This window comes from Streptomyces sp. NP160 (genome assembly GCF_006335115.1).
Lineage (GTDB): Bacteria > Actinomycetota > Actinomycetes > Actinomycetales > Quadrisphaeraceae > Quadrisphaera.
In genome coordinates, this window is record NZ_VDMJ01000049.1 from 24,122 (window position 1) to 45,856 (window position 21,735).

The window sequence follows — 21,735 nt, forward strand, 5'->3', positions numbered from 1 at the left end:
CGGCCTCAGCGGGTCTCGGTGACCTTGCGCAGGCCGCGCGGGGAGTCGGGGTCGAGCCCGCGCGCCAGCGCCATGTGGGCGGCCAGGCGCTGCAGCGGCACGATCTGCACCACCGGCGCGAGGTCCTCGGGCATCCCGGACGGCAGGGCGAGGCGCACGGTCGCGTGCGGCGCCAGCCCGCTCGGCGCGACGGCGCACACGTCGGCGCCGCGCTCGTGCAGGGCGTCGAGCACCGGGACCAGGGCCTGCCCGCCCGGTCCCTCGGGGACGACGACGACGACCGGGCGGTCGGCGTCGACCATGGCCAGGGGCCCGTGCATGAGGTCCGCGGCGGAGAACGCCATCGCCGAGAGGTAGGAGGTCTCCATGAGCTTCAGCGCCGCCTCGCGGGCGGTCGGGTAGCTGAACCCGCGGCCGGTGAGGACGAGCCGGTCCACGAAGCGGTAGCGCGCGGCCACGGCGTCGACGTCGTCCTCGCCGACCGCCTTCGCGAGCAGCTCCGGCAGCGCCGCGGCCGGCTGCAGGGACGCGCCCCTCCAGGCCTGCACGAGCAGCCACAGCGCGAGCAGCTGCGCGGTGTAGCTCTTGGTGGCGGCGACGGCCAGCTCCGGGCCGGCGAGCACGTCGAGGTGCAGCTCTGCGGCCTGGGCCAGCGGGGAGGCGGCGTGGTTGGTGACGGCGAGGGTGAGCGCTCCGGCGCGGCGCGCGGCGGCCGTCGACTCGACGAGGTCGGGCGAGCCACCGGACTGGCTGACGGAGACCCACAGCACGCCGCGCAGGTCGGGCCGGGCGCCGTACACGGTGAGGGTGCTGGTGGAGGTGAGCCCGGCCGGCAGCCCGAGCTGCACCTCCACGAGGTACTTGGCGTAGAGGGCCGCGTGGTCGCTGGTGCCGCGGGCGGTGAGGAGCACCATCCGCGGGGCCGCCTCGCGCACGGCGGCGGCGACCCGCGCCAGCTCGCCGCCGGGCGCGCTCGCCGCGGTGACCAGGCGGTCCGCGACGTCCGGCTGCTCGGCGATCTCCGCCAGGACCAGGCGCCCGCGCTGGCTGGTCTGGGCTTGCTGCGTCACGGTGGCCTCCGGGGTGCGCTTGACGCGGACGCGCGTCGGCGACAAGGTCGGGTCAACTGGACCGTACCAGTGCAGACCAGTCGACGGGAGGGTGCGGATGTCCGGGAGCCTCCTCACCGACGGCCCCGTGCCCAAGCGCGAGCAGCTGATCGCCGTCCTGCGCCGCACCGCCGCCGAGGACCTGGGGCCGGACCAGCCGGTCCCCTCCGAGCGCGAGCTGGTGGAGCGCCACGGCGTCAGCCGCCAGACCGTGCGCGAGGCGATCGGGCACCTCGTGCACGAGGGCGTCCTGTACCGCGTGCACGGCAAGGGCACCTACGTGGCGGCCCGCCAGGTCCAGACCCAGCTGCACCTGGCGTCGTTCACCGACGACATGCGACGGCGCGGGCTCGCGCCGTCCACCCGCGTGCTGCGCGCGGAGGCCGCGGAGCCGCCGGCCGAGGTGGCCGCCGCGCTGGACCTCCCCTCCGGCCCCGGCAGCGCGTGGCGGGTGGAGCGCCTGCGCCTGGCCGACGGGGTGCCCATGGCGCTGGAGGAGAGCTGGTTCCCCGCGCACCTGCTGCCCCGGTTCCTCGAGCACGACCTCACGGGCTCGCTCTACACGCTCCTCGGGCGCGAGTACGGCCTGTCGCCGTCCTCGGGGGACCAGGTGCTCACCGCGGAGGCCGCCACACGCGCGCAGGCCGAGCTGATGCGCACCTCTGCCGGGGCGGCGCTGCTGGTCTTCACGAGGACGACGAGCGCCGGTGACGTGGTGGTCGAGCGGACCACCTCCCGCTACCGGGCCGACCGGTACAGCGTCCGCACGACGCTGGACCGCACGCCCCCTCGCTGAGCCGCGCGCGGCGGGCGCTCACGCCCTCTCGACCGGCAGCCACAGCTCGCAGGCGGCGGTGGTCCAGCCGTCGTCGTGCTCGAGCACGCTGAGCACCTCGGGCCCGGGCCGCAGCCGCCAGCTGTTCGAGGGGAACCACTCGGTGGCGGTGTCCGCCCACAGCTGCTGCAGGGCCGCCGGGTGCGGGCCGGAGCTGCGGAACACCGCCCACGCGCCGGCCGCGACCTCGATGGCGTCGAGGTCGGCGGGGACGGGCGTCGTCGCACGGGTCGCGACGCCGTGCAGGAAGGTGAGCTCGGACCCCTCGGTGCGGTCGGGGTCGAGGTCGTCGCTGACGGACAGCAGCCCTCGCGGCTCCACCTCGCTGAGCGCCGTGAGCCTGGCGTGCTCCTCCGGCGCGATGGCGGCGACGTGGGCGGCGATGTGCGGGTTGGTGCCGCTGTGCAGCAGCGGCACCCGAGCGGCGTGGCCCACCAGCCGGAAGGCGGGGTGGTCGACGATGCGGACGTCCATGGGCGTGCTTCCTCTCACGGTCAGGTGGAACGAGAGCCGGGGCTGTGACACGACGGGCCCGCCGTCACGTCGGACCTGCCCCGGAGGGGTGCCGTGCACGGCGGCGAAGGCCCGCCCGAACGCCTCGGCGGAGCCGTAGCCGTGCCGGACGGCGATGGTCAGCAGGTCGTCGTCGGTGGCGAGGACGTCGGCGGCGGCGACCGTCAGGCGGCGGCGGCGCACGTACTCCGACAGCGGCATCCCGGCCAGGGAGGAGAACATCCGCCGCAGGTGGTGCTCGGTGGTGCCGAGCGACCTGGCCAGCCGGGCGACGTCCAGCTCACCGCTCCCGTCGGCCAGGCGCTCCTCCACCTGCTCGACCAGCCGGTTCAGGACGTCGATCACGTCGCCTCCTCCACGGGCACGAGCCTGCTGCACGCGGTGGCTCCGGCGCCCGACAGTCCGAGCCCGGTCCGGTCAGGGCGGGACGGGCTCCGCTTCGTCGAGGCACCCCGCCGGAAGACCCGCCGGCAGCCGCGAAGAGCTGGACGTGGGGACGGGGGTGCGGCTGCGCGGGACTGGCGACGCAGCCGAGGGCGCGCCGGAGGCCCCGTCCGCGCACGAGGACGGAGCTCCGGGGGGGCGCCCAGGAGTCAGCAGGCGCAGGTGCTGCGCGGTGAGGGGATGTCCGGCGGCGGGTCCTCTGGTCTGCCTGGACCGTGCCCCGGGACTGCACCCGACGGTCTCGGAACGTCACCGCGAGGTGGTGCTGGCGGTGGTCCAGGTGGCGCAGCGCAGCGGTGCGGGTCCACCCGCAGCAGCATCTGCTCAGCGCGCTGGGCGGTGGAGTGCTCCACCGCGCGCCGAGGGTTCAGCAACCACCGCTGCAACGGGTCGATGCTCACCGGTGGCCGCACCTGCGGAGCACCGTCGACCATCCGCACCGCCCACACCCCGACGGTGACCAGGACGTGGTGGCGCCCGCACAGCAGCACGCCCTGGTCGACGTCGGTCGGGCCGCCGGCGGCCCACTCGTGCACGTGGTGGGCCTCCCACCACCCCGGCGGGGCGGTGCACCCCGGGATCACGCACCCACCGTCACGCGCGAGCATCGCCCGCCGCTGGGCCGGGGAGAACAACCGCACGCTGCGCCCCAGCGCCAACGCCGCCGCCGCCGGTCCCTGGCACGACAGCGTCACCGCGTGCAGCAGCGCCGAGCACGCCAGGTGCTGCAGCGCCGCAGTGGAGAGGCCCCGCCGCGTCGTCTCACAGGTGGCGCGCCCGGACCCGGGCACCCCGGTGAGCTGCTCGGCGGTGGCCGTCACGATGATCCGCGGGGGCTCCCCGCCCCGGGTCTGGTCCCCGGTGCGTCCCAGACGGGCCAGCAGCCCCAGCGCATCAGCGCGGCGCTGGGGTGCGGTGCGCTCATCACGCACCACCACCCCCGCCCGCCGACCCCGCCGACCCCGCCGGCACTCCTCACCCGGTGAGCCGGTGCTGTCGCCGTCCAGGCCGGGCAGGGGCTGGTCGTCCCCGTCGGCGTCTACGTGAGCGTCCACCTCGACATCCACCTCGGCGTCCACCTCGGCGTCCAGGTCGGGGTCCAACACGCTGCGTCGGTCCTGGTCGGCCAGCGGTGCGGTGGTGGTGGGCTCGGGCTCGGCGTAGTGGTCGATGGCGGCCTTGAGCTCGGCGCCGGTGACCGCGTCCAGGTGCCCGCGGATGTCCACGCTGCCGTCCTCGTGGACGGTGAGGTTCACGTAGCGCTTGTCGATGGCGTCGGGGTCGAAGCCGCGGTCGGCGCGGGCCGGGTCCAGCTTCTGCGCCAGCACCTCGCAGGCGATGGCGGCCTGAGGGTGGGTCAGCCCGGGCAGGGTGGCGGCCAGCAGGTGGTCGGCTTCGGCGGCGTGGGCGCGTTGGACGCTCCGGGGCAGGGAGGCCAGGGTGCGCCGGGCCAGGGAGGCGATGTCGGTGGAGATCCTTCCCGCGGCGTGCTGCTCTCCGACGCGCCCCAGGCCCTCCCCGCGGACCCAGTGAGCCGAGCTGCTCCCCTCGCTGCCGGTGCCGGTGCCGGTGTCGGTGTCGGTGGGGTCGGGCTCCGGCGCGTGAAGAGGGCCGATGGGGGCGGTCAGGGCCTTGGCCAGGTGGGCTTCGGTGCTGGCGCGGCGGGCGTCGGCGCCGGTGTGGGTCAGCAGCAGGTCGGTGGGGTTGGTCGCCCCGACGACGGTGAGGTCTTCGGGGGTGAAGCTGGCGGTCAGGCGCAGCACGGCCGCCTCCAGCACGTGCCGGGTGCGGGCGGCCTGGCCCAGCGCCGCCACCCGCTGGTGCGGGCTCAGGGTGGTCAGGTAGCAGGCCGCTGCGGCGGCGTCGTCCACGGCGGTGCGCGCGGCGCTCAGCGCCTCGGCGAGGGGACCGGTCACCTCCAGCGGGAACCCCTCGTCGAGCGGCCCGCCGTCGCCGTCCTCATCAGTGCAGGGGATCCGGTCAGCGCCGAGCGCACCGGGGGCCAGGGGCTCGACGACCCACTCCGGGCCCCCTCCTGCCACCGCGCTGGAGTCGCCCTCGTGGGGCGTCTCGGTGGCGGTCCAGGTCATGTGGATCACGCTAGAGGGCACCACCGACAGTCGAACGGGTGTGCAACGCCGCTGCACAGGGGGACGACCCGCGCAACTCGAGGATCACCCGTCCGCCGCGTCCTCACGATCGGTCGCGCTCGTTCACAGGCCCGCAGCGGACCGCCGAGACGACGAGCACCTCAGTCCGCAGGGCCCCCGCAGACGGCATCACGGAACTCGGCAGCCGGCACCGTCAGCGGGGCCTGCGAGCCGCTCGAGGGCCCGTTCGCGTCACGCCGCACCTCGCCTGGCCGCAGGGCGGCCAGCTGCTCGGCGCTGAACGCCACCTGCGCGAGCCCGTACCGGTCGCCCTGCGCGGTGGCGATCACCAGCTCCTGCTGGTCCAGGCGCAGCGCTGAGGCGTCACCGCAGGTCCAGCGCGGCCCCGGGTCGGCGAGGTCCACGAGAGCGCTCGTGGTGACCGGCTCGTCGGTGCGCAGCTCCAGCAGCGGCTCGTCGGGCCGGTCACCGCGGTTCGGACCGTAGACGGAGACGGTGTCCACCGAGCCGTAGCAGACGGCGAGCGCCAGCACGGGGCTCCCCGTGTCGTCCACGGCCACGCCGGTGACGCCGTTCAGCCCCGAGTCCCACCCGCCGGGGCCGCTGTCGCCGGGCAGGACGATCCGCGCGGCCACCACCACCAGCGCGAGGGCGGCGTTCGCCGCGACCGGGAGCCACCACCGCGGCCGGCGCCGGTCCAGGCCCGCACCGGACAGCAGCACCGCCACCAGGCCGAGCCCCCCGACCGCGGTGGCCAGCAGGAGCAGGAGCCCGCCGCCGATGTTCGGACCGCCCCACGCCCCCGGCAGCGCGGTGGTGAGCACCTCGTCCACGAGCCACCAGCCCAGGCCCACCGCCAGCAGCACGTGGCCGGCGCGCCACGACGTCCTCAGCACGGCGACACCCCTCCCCCGGACACCGCTCGCGCCGGGCGTCAGCCGACGGCGGCGGCCCACCCCGCGGTGTCGTCGGGGCCGGGGACGGCCGTGATCCCGTGCCAGAGCAGCAGCGCGTCGAACCACGCCCGCTCGGCGCGTCCGAGGCGCCGCACCGACTCGTAGCCCTCCACGAGCGCGCGCTGCGCGTCCGGTGGGGTCGGGGCCCACCCGGTGAACAGCGTGCCGAGGTAGGTGCACGCGGCGGCGAGGTCGTCGACGCGGTGCCGCACGGAGACGTCGTCGACGTCGAGGACGGCGACCACCTCGCCGTCCCGCACCAGCACGTTGGCGGCGCGGAAGTCGCCGTGGACCAGCTGCGGGACGTCGTCGTCCAGCTCCGGCAGGTCGGCGAGCAGCGCGGCCAGCCGGCGCGACGCCCCCGGCACCAGCCCCCGGTCGCCCTCCGCGAGCCAGGTGCCGAGGTGCGCGCGCAGCGGGACGGACGCCCCGCGGCGGGTCGGCGGCAGGGCGGCGACCAGCCCGGCGGGCGCGTCCGCGAGGGCCGCGTGCAGGTGGGCGAGGGCGGCGCCCGCGGCGCGCACGGCGTCGCGGTCAGTCGTGTCGAGCCAGTCGCCCTGGACGTGCGGGAGCACGGTGACCGACAGCGGCCCGAGCGGGCCGTCGACGACGACGCGGGGACGTCCGTCCAGCGCGGTGACGGGCGCCGCCACGGGGACGCCTCGGTCCGCGAGCAGGAGGAGCAGCTGCGCGAGGGCGTCGAGCCGGCCGAACCACGAGGAGTCGCCAGACCACTTGACCACGAGGTCCCCGCCGTCGCCGGTGGCCCAGGCGATGGCGTTGCGGTCGCTGACCACCACGCGCGGGACGGACGTCACGGCCAGGCCCCAGGTGGCGGCCCACGCCGCCGTCTGGGCCCCAGCGAGCATCGACCCGCCGAAGGGGACGGTCGCGACCCCGTCCGCCAGCAGGCCGATGGTGGCGGTGCGGCCCCGGCGGAGGTTGCGGGCCGCGAGGTTGGGGAGGTAGCCCATCTCCGCCGCCACGGCCCTCACCTGCTCGGCCACGGCGGGCCTGACCCGGCCGCCGTCGCGCTCGTTCAGGACCAGGGAGACGGTGGAGGTCGAGACGCCGAGGTGCGTCGCGACGTCGCGCAGCGTGACCAGCAGGACCCCCTCGAGACCGCGGCGTCCAACGATGGATGCCGTCGAGGGGAGACGGTGGAGCGTCAAGGTCGTTGACGCAACGGCGGCCCTCCCGCGTGGGGACGCGGGGCGTGGCGCGGAATGGTCACCGGGCGGCTGTCGGTGGCGGCGCCGATGCTGGAGGGGTGTTCCTCTTCTTCAGCAACCGGGCGGGGTGCCTGGGGTCGCTGGTCATCTCGCTCGTCCTGACCCTGGTGGTCATCGCCGCCCTCGCTCTGCTGTGACGGTCCCCGCACCGGTCCCACCGCCGGTCCGCCCGCGCCGCCTGCTCGACGTCCGCACCGTCTACGCCGAACCCGCGGCGCTGGCCCTGCCCCGGGGGCGGCAGGTGGTCGAGCGCTGGCCCGACGCCGAGGTGATCGAGGTCTCCTCCGCGCTGCGCATCCCGCAGGTCCACGGCGACGACGCGAGCGTCGAGCGCTGGGTGCGCACCAAGACCGAGGTGCTGGCGCTCGGGGTGCGCAAGACGCTGACGGCCCGCAAGAACGACAGGTCGGCCAACTGGATCGCGCCGTCGCTGTCCAACGGATGCGCGATGGCCTGCGCCTACTGCTACGTGCCGCGGCACAAGGGGTACGCCAACCCGATCACCGTCTACGCCAACAGCGACGACGTGGTCGGCTACCTGCAGCGGCACGTCGCCCGGCAGGGGGTGAAGCCCGGACCGGACCAGTGCGACCCGGCCGCGTGGATCTACGACATCGGCGAGAACTCCGACGCCTCCGTCGACGCGGTGGTCTCCGACAACGTGCGCGACCTGGTGCGCGCCTTCGCGGACCTGCCCACGGCCAAGGCGAGCTTCGCCACCAAGCACGTCAACCGCGCCCTGCTCACCTACGACCCGCGCGGGCGCACCCGGGTCCGGTTCTCGGTGATGCCGGAGCGGATGGCGAAGCTCGTGGACGTCCGCACCGACCCGGTGCGCGAGCGGATCGCCGCCGTGGACGACTTCGTGGACGCCGGGTACGAGGTGCACCTCAACCTCTCCCCGGTGGTCGTCCACGAGGGCTGGCTGGAGGAGTGGGCGGAGCTGCTGGGCCAGCTCGACGACGCGCTGTCGCCGCGCTCGAAGGCGCAGTGCGCGGCGGAGGTCATCTTCCTCACGCACAACGCGGGCCTGCACGAGGTGAACCTCGGGTGGCACCCCAAGGGCGAGGAGGCGCTGTGGCGCCCCGACGTCCAGGAGTCCAAGCGCTCCCACAACGGCATGGAGAACGTCCGCTACCGGGCCCGGTGGAAGGCGGTGTGGGTGCAGCGCCTGCTGGACCTCATCGCCGAGCGCACCCCGTGGCTCACCGTGCGCTACGCCTTCTGACCCCCTCCCCGTGATCATGGACTTCCCGGGCACCTTCCGACCGTGATCACGGAGAGGCAGGGGTGGGGTCAGCGGTAGCCGGGGGTCCAGCGCGCGGCGCGGACGGCTGCGGCCAGCTCCTCGTCGGTGGCCTCCGGCGCGACGCCGTCGGCCACCGCCTGCCGGGCCACCGCCTCGGCGATGGCGAGCGCCGCCGTCGGCATGTCCGCCACCTCCGGCAGCAGCGCCCCGTCGGGGTCGTGCTTGACGGGTGACTGGTCGCCCAGCGCCAGCGCCGCCCGCAGGAGCATCCCGTCGGTGACGCGGGTGGCGCGGCTCGCGACCACGCCGAGCCCCACGGCCGGGAAGACGTAGACGTTGTTGCACTGCGCCACGCGCCGCTCGGCGCCGTCCCTCTCCACCGGCGGGAACGGCGACCCGGTGGCCACCAGGGCGCGGTCGTCGGTCCAGTCCGACAGGTCCTGCGGCGTCGCCTCCGCGTGGGAGGTCGGGTTGGACAGCGGGAGGATGATCGGCCGCTCCACGTGGCTGGCCATCTCGGTGACCACCGCGCGGGTGAAGATTCCGTGCGCGGACGACAGGCCGATGAGCGCCGTCGGCTTCACGCTGCGCACCACGGTCAGGAGGTCCAGCTCGCTGCGGTGCTCGACGTCGACGCCCCAGCCGGACAGCTGCTCGCGGCTCTTGGCGTAGCGGGCCTGGGCGTCCGTGAGCCCGGCCTGCCCCTCCACCAGCAGCCCGCCGACGTCGAGGACGTGCACGGCGGCGACGGCGTCGTCCTCCTCCGCCCCGTCGGCCACCATCGCCTGCACGAGGCGGTCGCAGACGCCGATGCCGGCCGACCCGGCGCCGACCATGACGATGCGCTGCTCGCGCAGCGGGGTGCCGCACACCGACGCGGCTCCCGTCATCGCCCCGGCGACCACCGCGGCGGTGCCCTGGATGTCGTCGTTGAAGGTCAGCAGCTGGTCGCGGTAGCGGTCGAGGATGGGCAGCGCGTTCTTGCTGGCGAAGTCCTCCCACTGCAGCAGCACGCCGGGCAGCTCCTCGCGCACCGCGGTGACGAAGGCGTCGACGAAGTCCTCGTAGTCCTGGCCCGTCACGCGGGGGTGGCGCCAGCCCAGGTAGAACGGGTCGTCGCGCAGCTCGTCGTCGTCGCAGCCGACGTCGAGGACGATCGGCAGCGTGCGCGCCGGGTCGATGCCGCCGATGGCGGTGTAGAGCGACAGCTTGCCGATCGGGATGCCCATGCCGCCCACGCCCTGGTCCCCCAGGCCGAGGATGCGCTGGCCGTCGGTGACGACGATGACGTCGACCTCGGCGCGGGGGCGGTTGCGCAGCACCTCGCGCAGGCGGTGCCGGTCGGGGTAGGCGACGAACAGACCTCGTGGACGGCGGTAGATCTGGCTGAAGCGCTGGCACGCGGCACCGACGGTGGGCGTGTAGACCAGCGGCAGCGCCTCCTCGACGTGGCGGGAGAGCACCTCGTAGAAGAGCACCTCGTTGGTGTCCTGCAGCTGGCGCAGGGTGATGTGCTGGGCGAGCTGCCGGGAGGTGCTCGACGTGCCCTCCACCGCCTGCACCGAGCGCCAGGCCCGGTCGGCCTGCTGCTCCAGGGTCTCCACCTGCGGGGGCAGCAGGCCGCGCAGGCCGCGGGAGTCGCGCTCGGCCTCGGTGAAGGCGGTGCCGCGGTTGAGCAGCGGGTCCTGCAGCAGCTGGAGCCCAGCCGCGGTCGTCTGGCTGGTGGAGGGATCTCCCACGGGTGTCTCCCAGGTCGCCGATCAGTTGCCGGTGGCGATCATCCCCGCCTGGTCGGTGAGCGCACCCCGAGGTGGTGACACAACGAACACAACTGCGCGCCGAGCACCGGTAGTGGCGCGGCACCGACGGTGGGGATCGTCACAGCGCGCCGGGACCACGACCGGCGGCGGGGAGAATGACCGCGTGACGACCCAGCTCGACAGGCCCGCCGGTGGCTCCCCCAGCGCCGGCGCGCCCCAGGTGGCCACCCCCGACCTGCTGCGCGCCCTGCGCTCCGCCCTCGGCGCGAAGGACGGCGACGGCGTCGTCGACGCCTCCACGCGCCGCCGTGCGGAGTACACCTCCGACGCCTCCAACTACCGCGTGGTGCCGCAGGTCGTCGTCTTCCCGCGGACCGCTGACGAGCTGGCCGCCGTCGTCGACGTCTCCCGCGCCCAGTCCGTGCCGCTCACCCTGCGCGGCGCCGGCACGTCGGTGGCGGGCAACGCGTGCGGGCCCGGCGTCGTCGTGGACACCTCGGTGCACCTCAACCGCGTGCTCGAGCTCGACCCGGGGAGCCAGACCGCGCTGGTGGAGCCCGGCATCGTGCTCGACGCGCTGCAGGGCCACGCCCGCCAGCACGGCCTGCGCTTCGGCCCCGACCCCAGCACCCACGCCCGCTGCACCATCGGCGGGATGATCGGCAACGACGCCTGCGGCTCCCACGCCCTCGCGTACGGCCGCACCAGCGCCAACGTGCTGGAGCTGGACGTCGTCGACGGCCTGGGTCGACGCTGGACGACGACGGCGCCGCCGCCCGAGCTGGTCGAGGCGCTGCGCGGGGTGGCCGACCGGCACCTCGCCACCCTGCGCACGAAGTTCGCCACCTTCGGCCGGCAGGTCTCCGGGTACGCCCTGGAGACGCTGCTGCCCGAGCACGGCGGTCCTGCCGGCGACGGCGGCCGAGGCGACGCGACCGGCTCCAACCTCGCCCGCCTGCTCTCCGGCTCCGAGGGCACCCTCGCCGTCCTGACGAGCGCGCGCGTCCGGCTGGTGCGGGAGTCCCCGGCGACGGCGTTCGTCGTCCTCGGCTACCCCGACATGGCCACCGCCGCGGACCACACGCCCGCGCTGCTCGAACACGGCCCCCTCGCCGTGGAGGGCCTCGACCGGCGCCTGGTGGAGGTGGTCCGCGCCCGCGGCGGCGACGTCGACGGGCTGCCCGACGGCAACGGCTGGCTCTTCGTGGAGGTCGGCGGGGAGACCGACGCCGAGGCCCTCGCTGGCGCGACCGCCCTGGTGGCGGCCTCCGGCACCCGCGAGCACGTCATCATCCCCACCCGCGCGCAGGCGCGGGCGCTGTGGCGCATCCGCGAGGACGGCGCCGGGTACGCCGGCCGCTCCCCCTCCGGCACGCCCGCGTGGCCCGGCTGGGAGGACGCGGCCGTGCCCCCGGCCCGCCTGGGCACCTACCTGCGCGACCTGCAGGCGCTCATGGGCAGCCACGGCGTCGACGGGCACGCCTACGGCCACTTCGGCGACGGCTGCATCCACATGCGCCTCGACCTGCCGCTGTCCGAGCCAGGCGGGGTGGACCGGTCCGGCGAGTTCCTGCGCGCTGCCGCGCGGCTCGTGGCCGCGCACGGCGGGTCGCTGTCCGGCGAGCACGGAGACGGCCGCGCCCGGTCGGCCCTGCTCCCCCTCATGTACGACGACGACGCCCTGCGCGCCTTCGAGGAGGTCAAGGCCGCCTTCGACCCGGCCGAGCTGCTCAACCCCGGCGTGCTCGTGAGGCCCGCTCCGCTGGAGGCGGACCTGCGCGTGCCGGCAGCCCGCACGGCCGTCGAGATCCTGCCGGCCCGCCCGCTGTCGATCGCCTACCCGGCGGACGGCGGCGACCTCACCGCGGCCGTGCACCGCTGCGTCGGCGTGGGGAAGTGCCGCGCTGAGCCGGCGAGCGGTTCCGGCGGCGTCATGTGTCCGAGCTACATCGCGACCCGCGACGAGAAGGACTCCACCCGCGGCCGCGCCCGGCTCCTGCAGGAGATGGCCAACGGCACGCTCGTCACCGACGGCTGGCGCTCGGAGGAGGTCCGCGAGTCGCTCGACCTGTGCCTGAGCTGCAAGGGCTGCTCCGTCGACTGCCCGGCCGGCGTGGACATGGCCACGTACAAGTCGGAGTTCCTCGACCACCACTACCGCGGCCGCCGCCGCCCGCTGAACCACTACGCGCTCGGGTGGCTCCCCCGCTGGACCCGCCTCGTGGCGCTGGGCCAGCCCGTGCTGCCGGCACTGGTCAACGTCGCGGCGAAGGTCGCGCCGCTGCGCAAGGCCGGCATGAAGGCGGTCGGGATCGACCCGGGCATGGCCGTGCCCACGTTCGCCCGCCAGACCTTCCGCTCCTGGTTCCAGGCCCTCCCCGACCGTGATCATGGGCGATCGGCCACCCCGGCCAGCCCGGCGTCGACGGTCACCGACGTCGTGCTCTGGGTCGACACGTTCACCGACGGCTTCGACCCGCAGGTCGGCGTCGCGGCCGTGAGGCTGCTCGAACACCTCGGCTTCCGCGTGCACCTGCCCACGGCCAAGGTCTGCTGCGGCCTGACCTGGGTCTCCACCGGCCAGCTCGACGGCGCCAAGCGGCAGCTCGCGGCCACGCTCGACGCCCTCGACGGCGATCTGGCCGGCATGCCCGTGGTCGGGCTCGAGCCGAGCTGCACGGCCCTGCTGCGCGAGGACGCCTCCCGCCTGCTCCCCGACGACCCGCGCGCCGCCGCCCTGCACTCCCGGGTGCGGACGGTGGCCGAGCTCATCGCCGAGCACCGCCCCGACTGGACCCCGCCGCAGCTGAAGACCGAGGCCGTGGTGCAGCCGCACTGCCACCAGCACGCCGTCATGGGCTTCGGCGCCGACGCGGCGCTGCTGGCCCGCGCGGGCGTGGACGCCACGCAGCTCGGCGGCTGCTGCGGCCTGGCCGGCAACTTCGGCGCGGAGGCGGGCCACCGCGACGTGTCGGTGGCGGTGGCCGAGCAGCAGCTGCTGCCCGCGCTGCGGAAGGCCGGCGACGCGGTCCCCGTGGTCGCGGACGGCTTTAGCTGCCGCACGCAGACGGACGCGCTGGCCGGTCGTCGTCCGAAGCACCTCGTGGAGCTGCTCGCCGAGGCCCTGCCCAGCACGGCCCCGGAGCGCTGACCCTCCCGCCCCGCGCGCTCCTCGGCACGCCCGTGGTCGTCGGGGCGCCGCGGCGTCAGGCGGACGCGGTGGACGCGGAAGCGCTGGCCGTGAGGGCGCCGCGCAGCTCGCTGGTGCCGGAGTGCGCGGCGTCGCCGTCGAGGGGCTCGGTGGACACGTCCACCTCGCTGAACCGGGCCAGGTCCACCCCGTCCGGCAGCACGTAGCCGCCCCGCGGGCTGTGCCCGTCGGCGAGGGACCCGAGCGAGACCACCCCGCCGGTGGCCGCGTCGAGCAGCCACACCTCGTAGGCGGAGCCCTGCACCGGCGGCAGCCCCTCGGTGGTGACGAGCACCCGCCGCCCCTCGCCCGCGCTGGACGTGACGACCACCTCGGCCGTGCCGCGCCAGTCGCCCTGCCCCGCGGCCAGCGGCCGCAGCTGGGCGGTGGAGACGACGGCGGCGCCCGCCACGGGGTCGGCGGCGGCGCCGGGGTCCCTGGTCCGCGAGACCACCAGGGCGCCCGAGGTCGCGCCGACCACGAGCGCCAGGCCCGCGGCGCCGAGCAGCACGGGCGTCGACCACCGCTGCCGCGACCGCTGGGCCGGCACCCGGGACGGCACCCGGGACGGCACCGCGGACGACGACGGCGGCGGCGCACCCACCCGGACCGGCTGCGCGGGCGCGGGCGGCGTGTCCCGCCCGGGCGCCCGCGTCGCCCCGACGGCCGCTGCTCCGGGACGGGCGTGACCGCCGGCGTCGTCGTCGAGGGAGCGCAGGAGGGCCGCCTCGTCGGGCGCGGAGCGCACCCCGGTGGCGGCGGCGATCCCGGCCCACACCGACGGCGGGGGCAGGCGGCGCGCAGGGCCGTCGGGCCCGGGCGCCACCGCGGCGCCCATCGCCGAGACCTCCTCGGCGCACGCGGCGCAGGTCGACACGTGCTCGCGCACGCGACCCAGCCGCTCGTCGTCGGGCGCCACGGCCACCATCGCCAGCTCCTCGGCGGCGGGGTGGTCGACGGGGTGCTGCTCAGGCGGTGCCACCGGCACCTCCCAGGCGTCCGCGCAGCCTCGTGAGGCTGCGGCGCAGGTGGCTCTTCACCGTTCCGAGGGGCAGCCCGGTCCGCTCGGAGATCTGGGCGTGGGTGAGGTCGTCCCAGTAGGCGAGCTCCACGATGCGGCGCTGCGGCTGGTCCAACCTCTCCACCTCCTCGCGGACGTCGACGTGCTCGACGGTGCGGTCGGCACCCTCCACCACCGGCGCGGAGCCCGGCCCGGCAGGGGGCGGCCCGGCGGGGTCGGTGGGGTCCCACGGCTGCTCCCGCAGCGCGGCCCGGCGGCGCAGGGCGTCCGTGATGCGGTGCCGGGCGATGCCGACCAGCCAGCCCGCGAGCGGGCCGCGCTCGGGGTCGTACCGGTCGCGGTCCCTCCAGGCGCTGATGAACACCTGCTGGGTGACGTCGTCGGCGTCCACCGGCCCCACCGCGCGGACCGCCAGGCCGTGCACGAGCGTCCCCCACCTCTCGTAGGCGCGGGCCAGCGCGTCCTCGTGGCCGGCGGCGAAGTCGAGCTCGACAGCGCGGTCCCGGGCGGCGCGCCCGCCGGGCGCGCCGCCCGGGGTCTCGACCGGCTCCACGCTGGCACGCTAGGCGGATCGGGGGCGGGCGGCGCGCCGAGGCGGAGGCGTCAGGACACCCGGTCCGCGACCACCACGACGTTGTCCGCGTAGTGGCGCGAGGCCCTGTCGAACTCTCCACCGCAGCTGATGAGCACCAGCCGCGGAGCGCCCGCGGTCGTGAAGAGCGCGGCCGCGGGGAGCTCGGACTTGGAGAACTGGGCCGTGCCGCTGGTCCGGTAGACGTGCTGGACGCCCGCGGCGTCGGTGACCAGCACGTCCTGGCCGGCCTGCGCCTCCCGCAGCCGGAAGAGCGCCCCGGGGCCGGCCGGGGTGTCGACGTGCCCGACGAGCACCACGGACCCGTCGGCGTCCCCCGGCGCGGCGCCGGGAGCCCACCAGCCCGTGCGCGCGCCGTCCTCGGGGACGACGACGGAGCCGTCCGGCGCCGCCCCCACGGCGTCGACGGGTGCGTCGACCCCCAGCGCCGGCAGCTGGACGCGCACCGGCGCCGCCGCGGCCGCCACCACGGCCGGAGCCGGGTCGGACGGCACGAGGCGCGGCAGGGCCGGCCCGGTGTCCTCCGCCGGCGCCGCCGGCGGCGCCGACGGCGAGGACGACGAGGACGACGACGGCGCCGCGGCGGGCGCCCCCGCGCTCGTCGTCGTCGTGCTGACCGCGGGGGCGGGCAGTGCGCCGGCCAGGGGTGCGGCCTGGCTGCTCGCCCCGGTGAGCAGCCAGGCCGCGGGTGCGGTGGCGGCGAGGACCAGGCCGCTCACCGCCACCGCCGTCAGAGCGCGCCCGGCCCGGCCGCCGCGGTCGGGGCCAGCGCGGTCGGGCCCGGTGCTCACGCCGCGCGGTCGCCGGTGCCGGTGGTGGCGGTGGCGGTCGCCGTGCGGCGCGAGCGCACCGCGGCGGCGCCGACACCGGCCACCACGGCCGCGCCGAGGGCCCCGGCGGAGGTGGCGAGCACCCAGGTCGGCACGCCGCCGGCGTCGAGGAAGCCGCCGGTGCCTGCCGCGACGCCACCGGGGGCGCCCCCGAGGTCCTCGATGCGCTGCAGGGCCAGCTGCACGCCTCCGGCCGTGGGGCTGCCCCAGGCGTACACGACCGTGCTGGTGCCGGCGGGCAGGGACAGGTCGGTCGGACCGGCGACGACGTTGGTGGTGCCGGTGGCCACGACGTCGGCGCTGACCGTGCCCGCGGGCACCTCGGCGCTGGCCTCGTCCGGGTTGGACAGGTCCTGCACCAGCGGCTGGCCGCCCGCACGGACGTCCACGGCGGGCGCCGCCGCGACGTGGCGGACCGTGACGCGGGCGTCGCCAGCGGGCACCGCGGAGGTGTCGTTGACGAACGGGGTGAGCTTCGGCTGGCCCTGCGCGTCGAGGTGGGCGACCACGGTGACGTTGGCGCCCGCGGGAACCTCGACGTCGTTCGCGCTGATGGCGGGCGTACCGGTGGAGGGCTGGCCGGCCTGGAAGACGGCCAGGTCGTAGCTGCCGGCGGGCAGCTGCTGCGGGTCGGTGAGCGTGCCCGGGGTGAAGTCGGGGATGAGCTCCTGCCCGTTGGCGTAGACGTCGACGGTGAGGCCGGGCACGGCGTGCAGCACGCTGACGGTCGCGGTGCCGCCTCCGCCGCCGGCCGCGGAGGCCGCGGCGGCCGGGACGAGGACGAGCGAGGCGGCGGTCGCGGCGACGGCAGCGGTGCAGGTGGTCTTGCGCACGAGGGTCCTCCGAGGTCCGGGCGCCGCCCGTCGCGACGCTCCTGCCCGTACTGCGCACGGCACCCCGCCGGTGGATGCACCACCCCTGAACAACCTCTGTGCTCTGCGTCACACCCGCCCCTGGACCGCACTCGCGCACCCCAGTGCGCCGTCGACGGCCCCTGGCGGCGCACTGGAGCACGCGAGTGCGGGAAGGGGGCGGGGGTAGCGTGCCGGGGGTGATCACCGCCAGCGGGGTCGACGGGGCAGCGCCGGGCGTCGCGGTCCGGCTCGCCGCCGAGGACGACGTCCCGGCCATCACCGAGCTCCTCCTGCGCAGCCGGGAGCACCTGGCCCCGTGGGAGCCGCTGCGGGAGGAGTCCTTCTTCACGGAGGCGTCGCAGCGGGAGGGCCTGCACGCGCTGCTGGAGCGCCACGCCGCCGGCACGCACGTCCCGCTGGTCGTCGTCGAGGACGGCGAGGTGGTCGGCCGGGTCACGGTGAGCGACGTGGTGCGCGGGGCGTTCCAGTCAGCGCACCTCGGCTACTGGGTGGGGGCTGCGCACACGGGACGCGGTGTGGCGACGGCGGCGGTGGCCGCGACCGTGCGCCTGGCCTTCGGCGAGCTGGGCCTGCACCGGCTGCAGGCCGACACCCTGCTGCACAACACCGCGTCGCAGAGGGTGCTGGCGCGCAACGGCTTCGTCCGCATCGGGACGGCTCCGCGGTACCTCCGGATCGCCGGGCGCTGGCAGGACCACCACCTGCACCAGCTCCTCGACGACCAGCCGTCGGACCGGCAGGACGTGGCCGACCGCCCATGATCACGGAGGTCGTGGGCGGTCGGCCAGCGCCGGCGCGACCAGGTCGAAGAACAGCTCCAGGCTGCTGGCGGTCCGGCCCGGCTCGCGGGGCTCGCGCGGCCGCGTGGTGGTCAGCCGCAGCCGACCCGTCGTGGCGCTCGTCACGGCCCGCAGGGTAGGACTGCTCGGGCGCTCCGCGGCAGCCCGCCGCGGTGCCCCCCACCCGACGAAGGAGTCGCTCGATGACCGCGCGCACCGGCCGCACCACCTCCCCCGCCGACGGCCTCGCCCTGGCCACCTGCACCTGGGACGACGTCGACGGCGCGCCCCGCGGCGTGGTGCAGCTGGTGCACGGCCTCGCCGAGCACACCAGCCGCTACGACAGGTTCGCGCGGGCGCTCAACGCCGCCGGCTACGTGGTGTCCGGCGCGGACACCCGCGGCCACGGGGGCTCGGTCTCCCCCGAGGTGCCCCTGGGCAGCTTCGGCGCTGCCGGAGCGGAGGGGTTCTTCGCCGACACCGCCGCCTGCGGCGACCAGCTGGCGCGCCAGCACCGCGGGCTGCCGGTCTTCGCCTTCGCCCACTCGCTCGGCTCGATGTGCCTGCAGAACGTGCTGCTGGGCGGCCCGGTCCCGTACGCGGGGGTGGTGCTGTCCGGGACGACGACGCTCGACGGGCTCGTCGAGGTGGTCCAGGGCCTTGCCGCCGATCCCGAGGCCGGCGAGGGGCTGGCCGGCTTCAACGCCGGCTTCGAGCCGCGCACGGGCTTCGAGTGGCTCAGCCGCGACGCCGCCGAGGTCGACGCCTACGTGGCCGACCCGCTGTGCGGCTTCGCCACCGAGGACGCCGTGCTCGGCGGCGTCCTGGCGACCGCTGAGCGCACCGCGGACCCGGCAGCCCTGGGCCGCATCCGCCCGGACCTGCCGCTGCTGCTCGTCTCCGGCGACCGCGACCCGGTCGGAGGGCCGGACGGCCGCAACGTCACGGCGCTGGCGGAGCGCTACCGCGCTGCGGGCCTGACCGACGTCGAGGTGCGCCTGTACCCCGGCGCCCGGCACGAGCTGGTCAACGAGACCAACCGGGCCGAGGTCACCGCCGACGTGGTCGCCTGGCTGGACGCCCACCTGCCCACCTGACCGGTCCCCGCGACGTGGCGGAGCCGTGTGAGCGCCGCGTCCGCGCCCGGGCGGGGTGCTCTGCCGAGCGGCGCGGGGGCTGCGGCACCAGGATGGGCGGCGCGGACGTCCAGAACCGGCGCGGCTGCCCCCGGCTCCACCTCCCGTGAGGATCCCCGCGATGACTGCTGACGCCGCCGCGCGCGACGCCACGACCTCGGCTCCGGAGGGACCCCTGCGCTGCGCCGTCGTCGTGAACCCGGCGCGCGTGGACGACCTCGAGCAGCGACGCGCCGCGGTCGACTCCGCCCTGGCCGACGCCGGCTGGCCCGCGCCGGAGTGGATCGAGACCACACCGGACAGCCCGGGCACCGAGCAGGCCCGGCAGGCGGCGGCGGACGGCTTCGACGTGGTCTTCGCGTGCGGAGGAGACGGGACGGTCCGCTCCTGCGTGGAGGGCCTCGCGGGCACGTCGACCGCCCTGGCGATCCTCCCCGCCGGCACGGGGAACCTCCTGGCCACCAACCTCGGCATCCCGCAGGACCCCGCGGCGGGCGTGCAGGTGGTGCTGGAGCGCGGGCGCCGGAAGATCGACGTCGGCGTGGCCGCCCCCACCGAGGACACCGACGACGGCGGCTCCCCGTTCAGCACCGCCTTCGCCGTCATGGCGGGCATGGGCTTCGACGCCGCGATGCTCGACGACGCCGACAAGCGCCTCAAGAGCGCGCTCGGACCCGTCGCCTACGTGCTGTCGGCCCTGAAGCACCTCAGCGACCGGAGCATGCGCCTCGAGGTCGTCCTGGACGACCGCCCCCCGCTGCGGCGGCGGGCGCGCAGCGTGGTGGTCGCCAACGTGGGGCGCCTCCAGGCCGGCGTGCTGCTGCTGGAGCAGGCCAGCCCCGACGACGGGCAGCTCGACGTCGCCGTCCTCGCCCCCCGCAGCCTCCTGCACTGGCTGCGCCTGGCGTGGGGCGTGGTGCGCCGCCACGAGCACGTGCCGCACCTGGAGGTGCACCGCGCCTCCCGCGTGGTGGTCCGCGCCGACCGCGAGCACCCGCGCGAGCTGGACGGCGACGTCATCGACCCGAGCCCCGTGCTGTCCATCACCGTGCGCCAGCGCGCCCTGGAGCTGTGCGTGCCGCAGCCGGAGCGCAGCCCCGACCTGGCGGAGGGCTCCGAGCGCCTCTAGCCGACCGCGCCGCGCAGGCGGCCGGCCTGCTTGGCGAGGTGGTGGCGCTCGGCGAGGCTCGGGGCCAGCCTCGCCGCCTCGGCGTAGAGGTCCGCGGCGACGGCGAGGTCCCCGGCGCGCTCGTGCAGGTGCGCGGACGCCGCCGTCCACCGCGGCGTCCCCGGGTCGACCTCCGCGAGCGCGGCCAGGCCCGCGGCGGCGCCGTCCGCCTCCCCCACCGCCACGGCGCGGTTGAGTCGGACGACGGGGCTGCCGGTGAGGGCGAGCAGCTCGTCGTACCAGGACACGACCTGCACCCAGTCGGTCTCCTCGACGCTGGGCGCGTCGTCGTGGAGGGCCGCGACGGCGGCCTGGGCCTGGAACTCCCCGAGGGCGTCGCGGGCGAGCGCGCGCTGCAGCACCTCGACGCCCTCGGCGACCATCGCGGTGTCCCACCGGGACCTGTCCTGCTCGGCGAGCGGGACCAGCGTCCCGCCGGGCCCGGTGCGGGCGGCGCGGCGGGCGTGGTGCAGCAGGAGCAGGGCGAGGAGCCCGTGCGTCTCGGGGTGGTCGTCGGTGCGGGCGAGCTGGCGGGTCAGGCGCAGCGCCTCGGCGGCCAGGTCGACGTCCCCGGAGTAGCCCTCGTTGAAGACGAGGTACAGCACCCGGCGCACGGTGGCCGGGTCGCCCGGCTCCCCCAGCCGCACCCCGGCCAGGGTGCGCTTGGCGCGGCTGATGCGCTGCCCGACGGTCGCCTCGGGCACCAGCAGGCCGGCCGCGACCTGGCGCGTGGTGAGCCCGCCCACCGCCCGCAGGGTGAGCGCCACGGCGGAGGCGGGCGACAGCGACGGGTGCGCGCACAGGAAGAGCAGCTGCAGCGCGTCGTCGTCGTCCGCCGCCGGGCCGGGTGGGGGCTCTGCGGCGACGCGCAGCTCGCGCTGGAGGCGCGACCGCTCGGCCCGGTGGGCGTCGACGGCGCAGTGCCACGCGACCGTGAGCAGCCACCCCTTCGGGTCGCGGGGGCGGCCGCCGGGCAGCTGCGGCCACGCGGAGTGCGCCCGCAGCAGGGCCTCCTGGACGGCGTCCTCCGCCGCGGCGAAGCCGGCCCCGCGGCGCACCAGCGCGCCGATGACCGCGGGGACCAGCTCGCGCAGCGGGAGGTCGTCGAGCACGGCGGCGCCCGTCGTCGTCCGGCGAGGTCCGGTGGGGCTCAGCCCTCGGCCACCGGCGGCTCGGCGAGGAAGGGGCGCAGCTCCAGCCACTCGTGGATGGGCTCCCCGTCCTTGCCGGGCGCAGCGGACAGCTCTCCGGCCAGCTCGACCGCGCGGTCGTAGGAGTCGACGTCGATGACCATCCACCCGGCGATGAGGTCCTTGGTCTCGAGGAACACGCCGTCGGTGACGGGCGGGCGCCCGGGGCCGTCGGAGCGGACCATCGTGCCCGTCGGCGCGAGGGCCTGGCCGTCGACGTACTCGCCGGTGGCGCTCAGCCGCTCCGCGAACTCGCCCATGTAGCGGATGTGGTCGTCGACCTCCTGCGGGGTCCAGCGGTCCATGGGGACGTCGTTCACGCCCGCCGGGGCGCCGCGGTAGTGCTTCAGGAGCAGGTACTTGGCCACGGGGTGCCTCCTGGTGGTCTCTGTGCTGCCTGGCGGTCAGCCCCTGCGGCCGCCGCTCGCCCCTGGGACGGAGCCGGCGGCCGTCCTTCGACATCCTGCTCGCACCGGGCCGCGTCCGCGGCGACAGCCGCTGCACAGCACCTCGGTGGTGCAGGCCCCAGGCGCACCGGGCAAGGTGTGATGTGTGCACATCGCAGTGACCGGAGGCTCCGGCAAGCTCGGGCGGGTGGTGGTGGCCGACCTGGTCGCCCACGGCCACACCGTCGTCAACCTCGACCAGGCGCCGCCGCCGGGCGGCCCGACCGCCCTGCCGGAGGGGGCCCGGTTCCTCAGGACCGACCTCACCGACCACGGCCAGGTGCTCGAGGCGCTGCTGG

Annotated in this window: 20 protein-coding genes; 7 read left to right on the top strand and 13 right to left on the bottom strand. The window is 76.3% G+C overall.

What is annotated here, in order from left to right:
• Positions 1-5: 5 nt before the first annotated feature.
• Positions 6-1,070 (bottom strand): SIS domain-containing protein, encoded by a 1,065-nt coding sequence (locus FHN55_RS20490; RefSeq protein WP_139714266.1) that lies wholly within the window; start codon positions 1,068-1,070, stop codon positions 6-8.
• A gap of 97 nt (positions 1,071-1,167) precedes the next feature.
• Here FHN55_RS20490 and FHN55_RS20495 point away from each other — a divergent pair, with 97 nt between their 5' ends.
• Positions 1,168-1,905 (top strand): GntR family transcriptional regulator, encoded by a 738-nt coding sequence (locus FHN55_RS20495; protein ID WP_139714267.1) that lies wholly within the window; start codon positions 1,168-1,170, stop codon positions 1,903-1,905.
• 18 nt (positions 1,906-1,923) lie between these two features.
• On the opposite strand, the gene FHN55_RS20500 is transcribed toward FHN55_RS20495, so the two are convergent.
• From FHN55_RS20500 to FHN55_RS20515, 4 genes are all read right to left on the bottom strand, one after another.
• Positions 1,924-2,802 (bottom strand): AraC family transcriptional regulator, encoded by an 879-nt coding sequence (locus FHN55_RS20500; RefSeq protein WP_139714268.1) that lies wholly within the window; start codon positions 2,800-2,802, stop codon positions 1,924-1,926.
• Between the two features lie 248 nt (positions 2,803-3,050).
• Complete coding sequence (locus tag FHN55_RS20505) at positions 3,051-4,991, bottom strand: HNH endonuclease signature motif containing protein (RefSeq protein WP_139714269.1); 1,941 nt, start codon at positions 4,989-4,991, stop codon at positions 3,051-3,053.
• A gap of 161 nt (positions 4,992-5,152) precedes the next feature.
• On the bottom strand, positions 5,153-5,908 hold the full coding sequence (locus tag FHN55_RS20510; RefSeq protein ID WP_139714270.1) for a hypothetical protein: 756 nt from the start codon (positions 5,906-5,908) through the stop codon (positions 5,153-5,155).
• A gap of 38 nt (positions 5,909-5,946) precedes the next feature.
• Positions 5,947-7,140, bottom strand: a complete 1,194-nt coding sequence (locus tag FHN55_RS20515) for a phosphotransferase (protein WP_218974872.1) — start codon at positions 7,138-7,140, stop codon at positions 5,947-5,949.
• A gap of 193 nt (positions 7,141-7,333) precedes the next feature.
• Between FHN55_RS20515 and FHN55_RS20520 the strand changes: the two genes are divergently transcribed.
• Positions 7,334-8,428, top strand: a complete 1,095-nt coding sequence (locus FHN55_RS20520) for a spore photoproduct lyase family protein (protein WP_257571166.1) — start codon at positions 7,334-7,336, stop codon at positions 8,426-8,428.
• A 68-nt stretch (positions 8,429-8,496) separates the two neighbouring features.
• On the opposite strand, the gene FHN55_RS20525 is transcribed toward FHN55_RS20520, so the two are convergent.
• Entirely contained in the window at positions 8,497-10,188 is a 1,692-nt protein-coding gene (locus FHN55_RS20525; protein WP_139714271.1) for an NAD-dependent malic enzyme, read from the bottom strand.
• Positions 10,189-10,372: 184 nt separating this feature from the next.
• Here FHN55_RS20525 and FHN55_RS20530 point away from each other — a divergent pair, with 184 nt between their 5' ends.
• Positions 10,373-13,360, top strand: a complete 2,988-nt coding sequence (locus FHN55_RS20530) for an FAD-binding and (Fe-S)-binding domain-containing protein (protein WP_257571168.1) — start codon at positions 10,373-10,375, stop codon at positions 13,358-13,360.
• A 55-nt stretch (positions 13,361-13,415) separates the two neighbouring features.
• Here FHN55_RS20530 and FHN55_RS20535 read toward each other — a convergent pair whose 3' ends face one another.
• The 4 genes from FHN55_RS20535 to FHN55_RS20550 are packed head-to-tail and all read right to left on the bottom strand — an operon-like array spanning position 13,416 to position 16,675.
• Positions 13,416-14,381, bottom strand: a complete 966-nt coding sequence (locus tag FHN55_RS20535) for an anti-sigma factor (RefSeq protein ID WP_139714272.1) — start codon at positions 14,379-14,381, stop codon at positions 13,416-13,418.
• Positions 14,368-14,973: an RNA polymerase sigma factor gene (locus tag FHN55_RS20540; protein ID WP_139714273.1), complete on the bottom strand. Its 606-nt coding sequence runs from the start codon at positions 14,971-14,973 to the stop codon at positions 14,368-14,370. The genes FHN55_RS20535 and FHN55_RS20540 overlap by 14 nt, the downstream gene beginning before the upstream one ends.
• A gap of 50 nt (positions 14,974-15,023) precedes the next feature.
• Complete coding sequence (locus FHN55_RS20545; protein ID WP_180357979.1) at positions 15,024-15,803, bottom strand: class F sortase; 780 nt, start codon at positions 15,801-15,803, stop codon at positions 15,024-15,026.
• Positions 15,800-16,675, bottom strand: a complete 876-nt coding sequence (locus tag FHN55_RS20550; protein WP_139714274.1) for a DUF4397 domain-containing protein — start codon at positions 16,673-16,675, stop codon at positions 15,800-15,802. Before FHN55_RS20550 ends, FHN55_RS20545 begins: the two co-directional genes overlap by 4 nt.
• A 218-nt stretch (positions 16,676-16,893) precedes the next feature.
• Here FHN55_RS20550 and FHN55_RS20555 point away from each other — a divergent pair, with 218 nt between their 5' ends.
• Positions 16,894-17,478: a GNAT family N-acetyltransferase gene (locus FHN55_RS20555; RefSeq protein ID WP_218974875.1), complete on the top strand. Its 585-nt coding sequence runs from the start codon at positions 16,894-16,896 to the stop codon at positions 17,476-17,478.
• Here the strand turns inward: FHN55_RS20555 and FHN55_RS22940 are convergent, their stop codons facing one another.
• Positions 17,479-17,622 (bottom strand): hypothetical protein, encoded by a 144-nt coding sequence (locus FHN55_RS22940; RefSeq protein ID WP_180357977.1) that lies wholly within the window; start codon positions 17,620-17,622, stop codon positions 17,479-17,481.
• Positions 17,623-17,699: 77 nt separating this feature from the next.
• Here FHN55_RS22940 and FHN55_RS20560 point away from each other — a divergent pair, with 77 nt between their 5' ends.
• Together FHN55_RS20560 and FHN55_RS20565 are read left to right on the top strand one after the other, a co-directional pair.
• Positions 17,700-18,593, top strand: coding sequence for an alpha/beta fold hydrolase (locus tag FHN55_RS20560; RefSeq protein WP_139714275.1), 894 nt, complete (start codon positions 17,700-17,702; stop codon positions 18,591-18,593).
• A 160-nt stretch (positions 18,594-18,753) separates the two neighbouring features.
• Positions 18,754-19,761, top strand: a complete 1,008-nt coding sequence (locus FHN55_RS20565; RefSeq protein ID WP_139714276.1) for a diacylglycerol kinase family protein — start codon at positions 18,754-18,756, stop codon at positions 19,759-19,761.
• Here FHN55_RS20565 and FHN55_RS20570 read toward each other — a convergent pair.
• On the bottom strand, positions 19,758-20,912 hold the full coding sequence (locus FHN55_RS20570; RefSeq protein ID WP_139714277.1) for an RNA polymerase sigma factor: 1,155 nt from the start codon (positions 20,910-20,912) through the stop codon (positions 19,758-19,760). The genes FHN55_RS20565 and FHN55_RS20570 overlap by 4 nt on opposite strands.
• A gap of 38 nt (positions 20,913-20,950) precedes the next feature.
• Positions 20,951-21,358 carry a YciI family protein gene (locus tag FHN55_RS20575; protein ID WP_139714278.1) on the bottom strand — a complete coding sequence of 136 codons (408 nt, stop codon included), beginning with the start codon at positions 21,356-21,358 and terminating at the stop codon, positions 20,951-20,953.
• A 184-nt stretch (positions 21,359-21,542) separates the two neighbouring features.
• On the opposite strand from FHN55_RS20575, the gene FHN55_RS23345 reads away from it, so the two are divergent.
• Positions 21,543-21,735 (top strand): NAD-dependent epimerase/dehydratase family protein (locus tag FHN55_RS23345; protein WP_218974876.1); only part of this gene is annotated, 193 nt, incomplete at its 3' end.

Coding starts and splice junctions, on each gene's coding strand:
- FHN55_RS20560 (WP_139714275.1), top strand. CDS start 17,700: ATGACCGCGCGCACCGGCCGCACCACCTCCCCCGCCGACGGCCTCGCC.
- FHN55_RS20505 (WP_139714269.1), bottom strand. CDS start 4,991: ATGACCTGGACCGCCACCGAGACGCCCCACGAGGGCGACTCCAGCGCG.
- FHN55_RS20565 (WP_139714276.1), top strand. CDS start 18,754: ATGACTGCTGACGCCGCCGCGCGCGACGCCACGACCTCGGCTCCGGAG.
- FHN55_RS20495 (WP_139714267.1), top strand. CDS start 1,168: ATGTCCGGGAGCCTCCTCACCGACGGCCCCGTGCCCAAGCGCGAGCAG.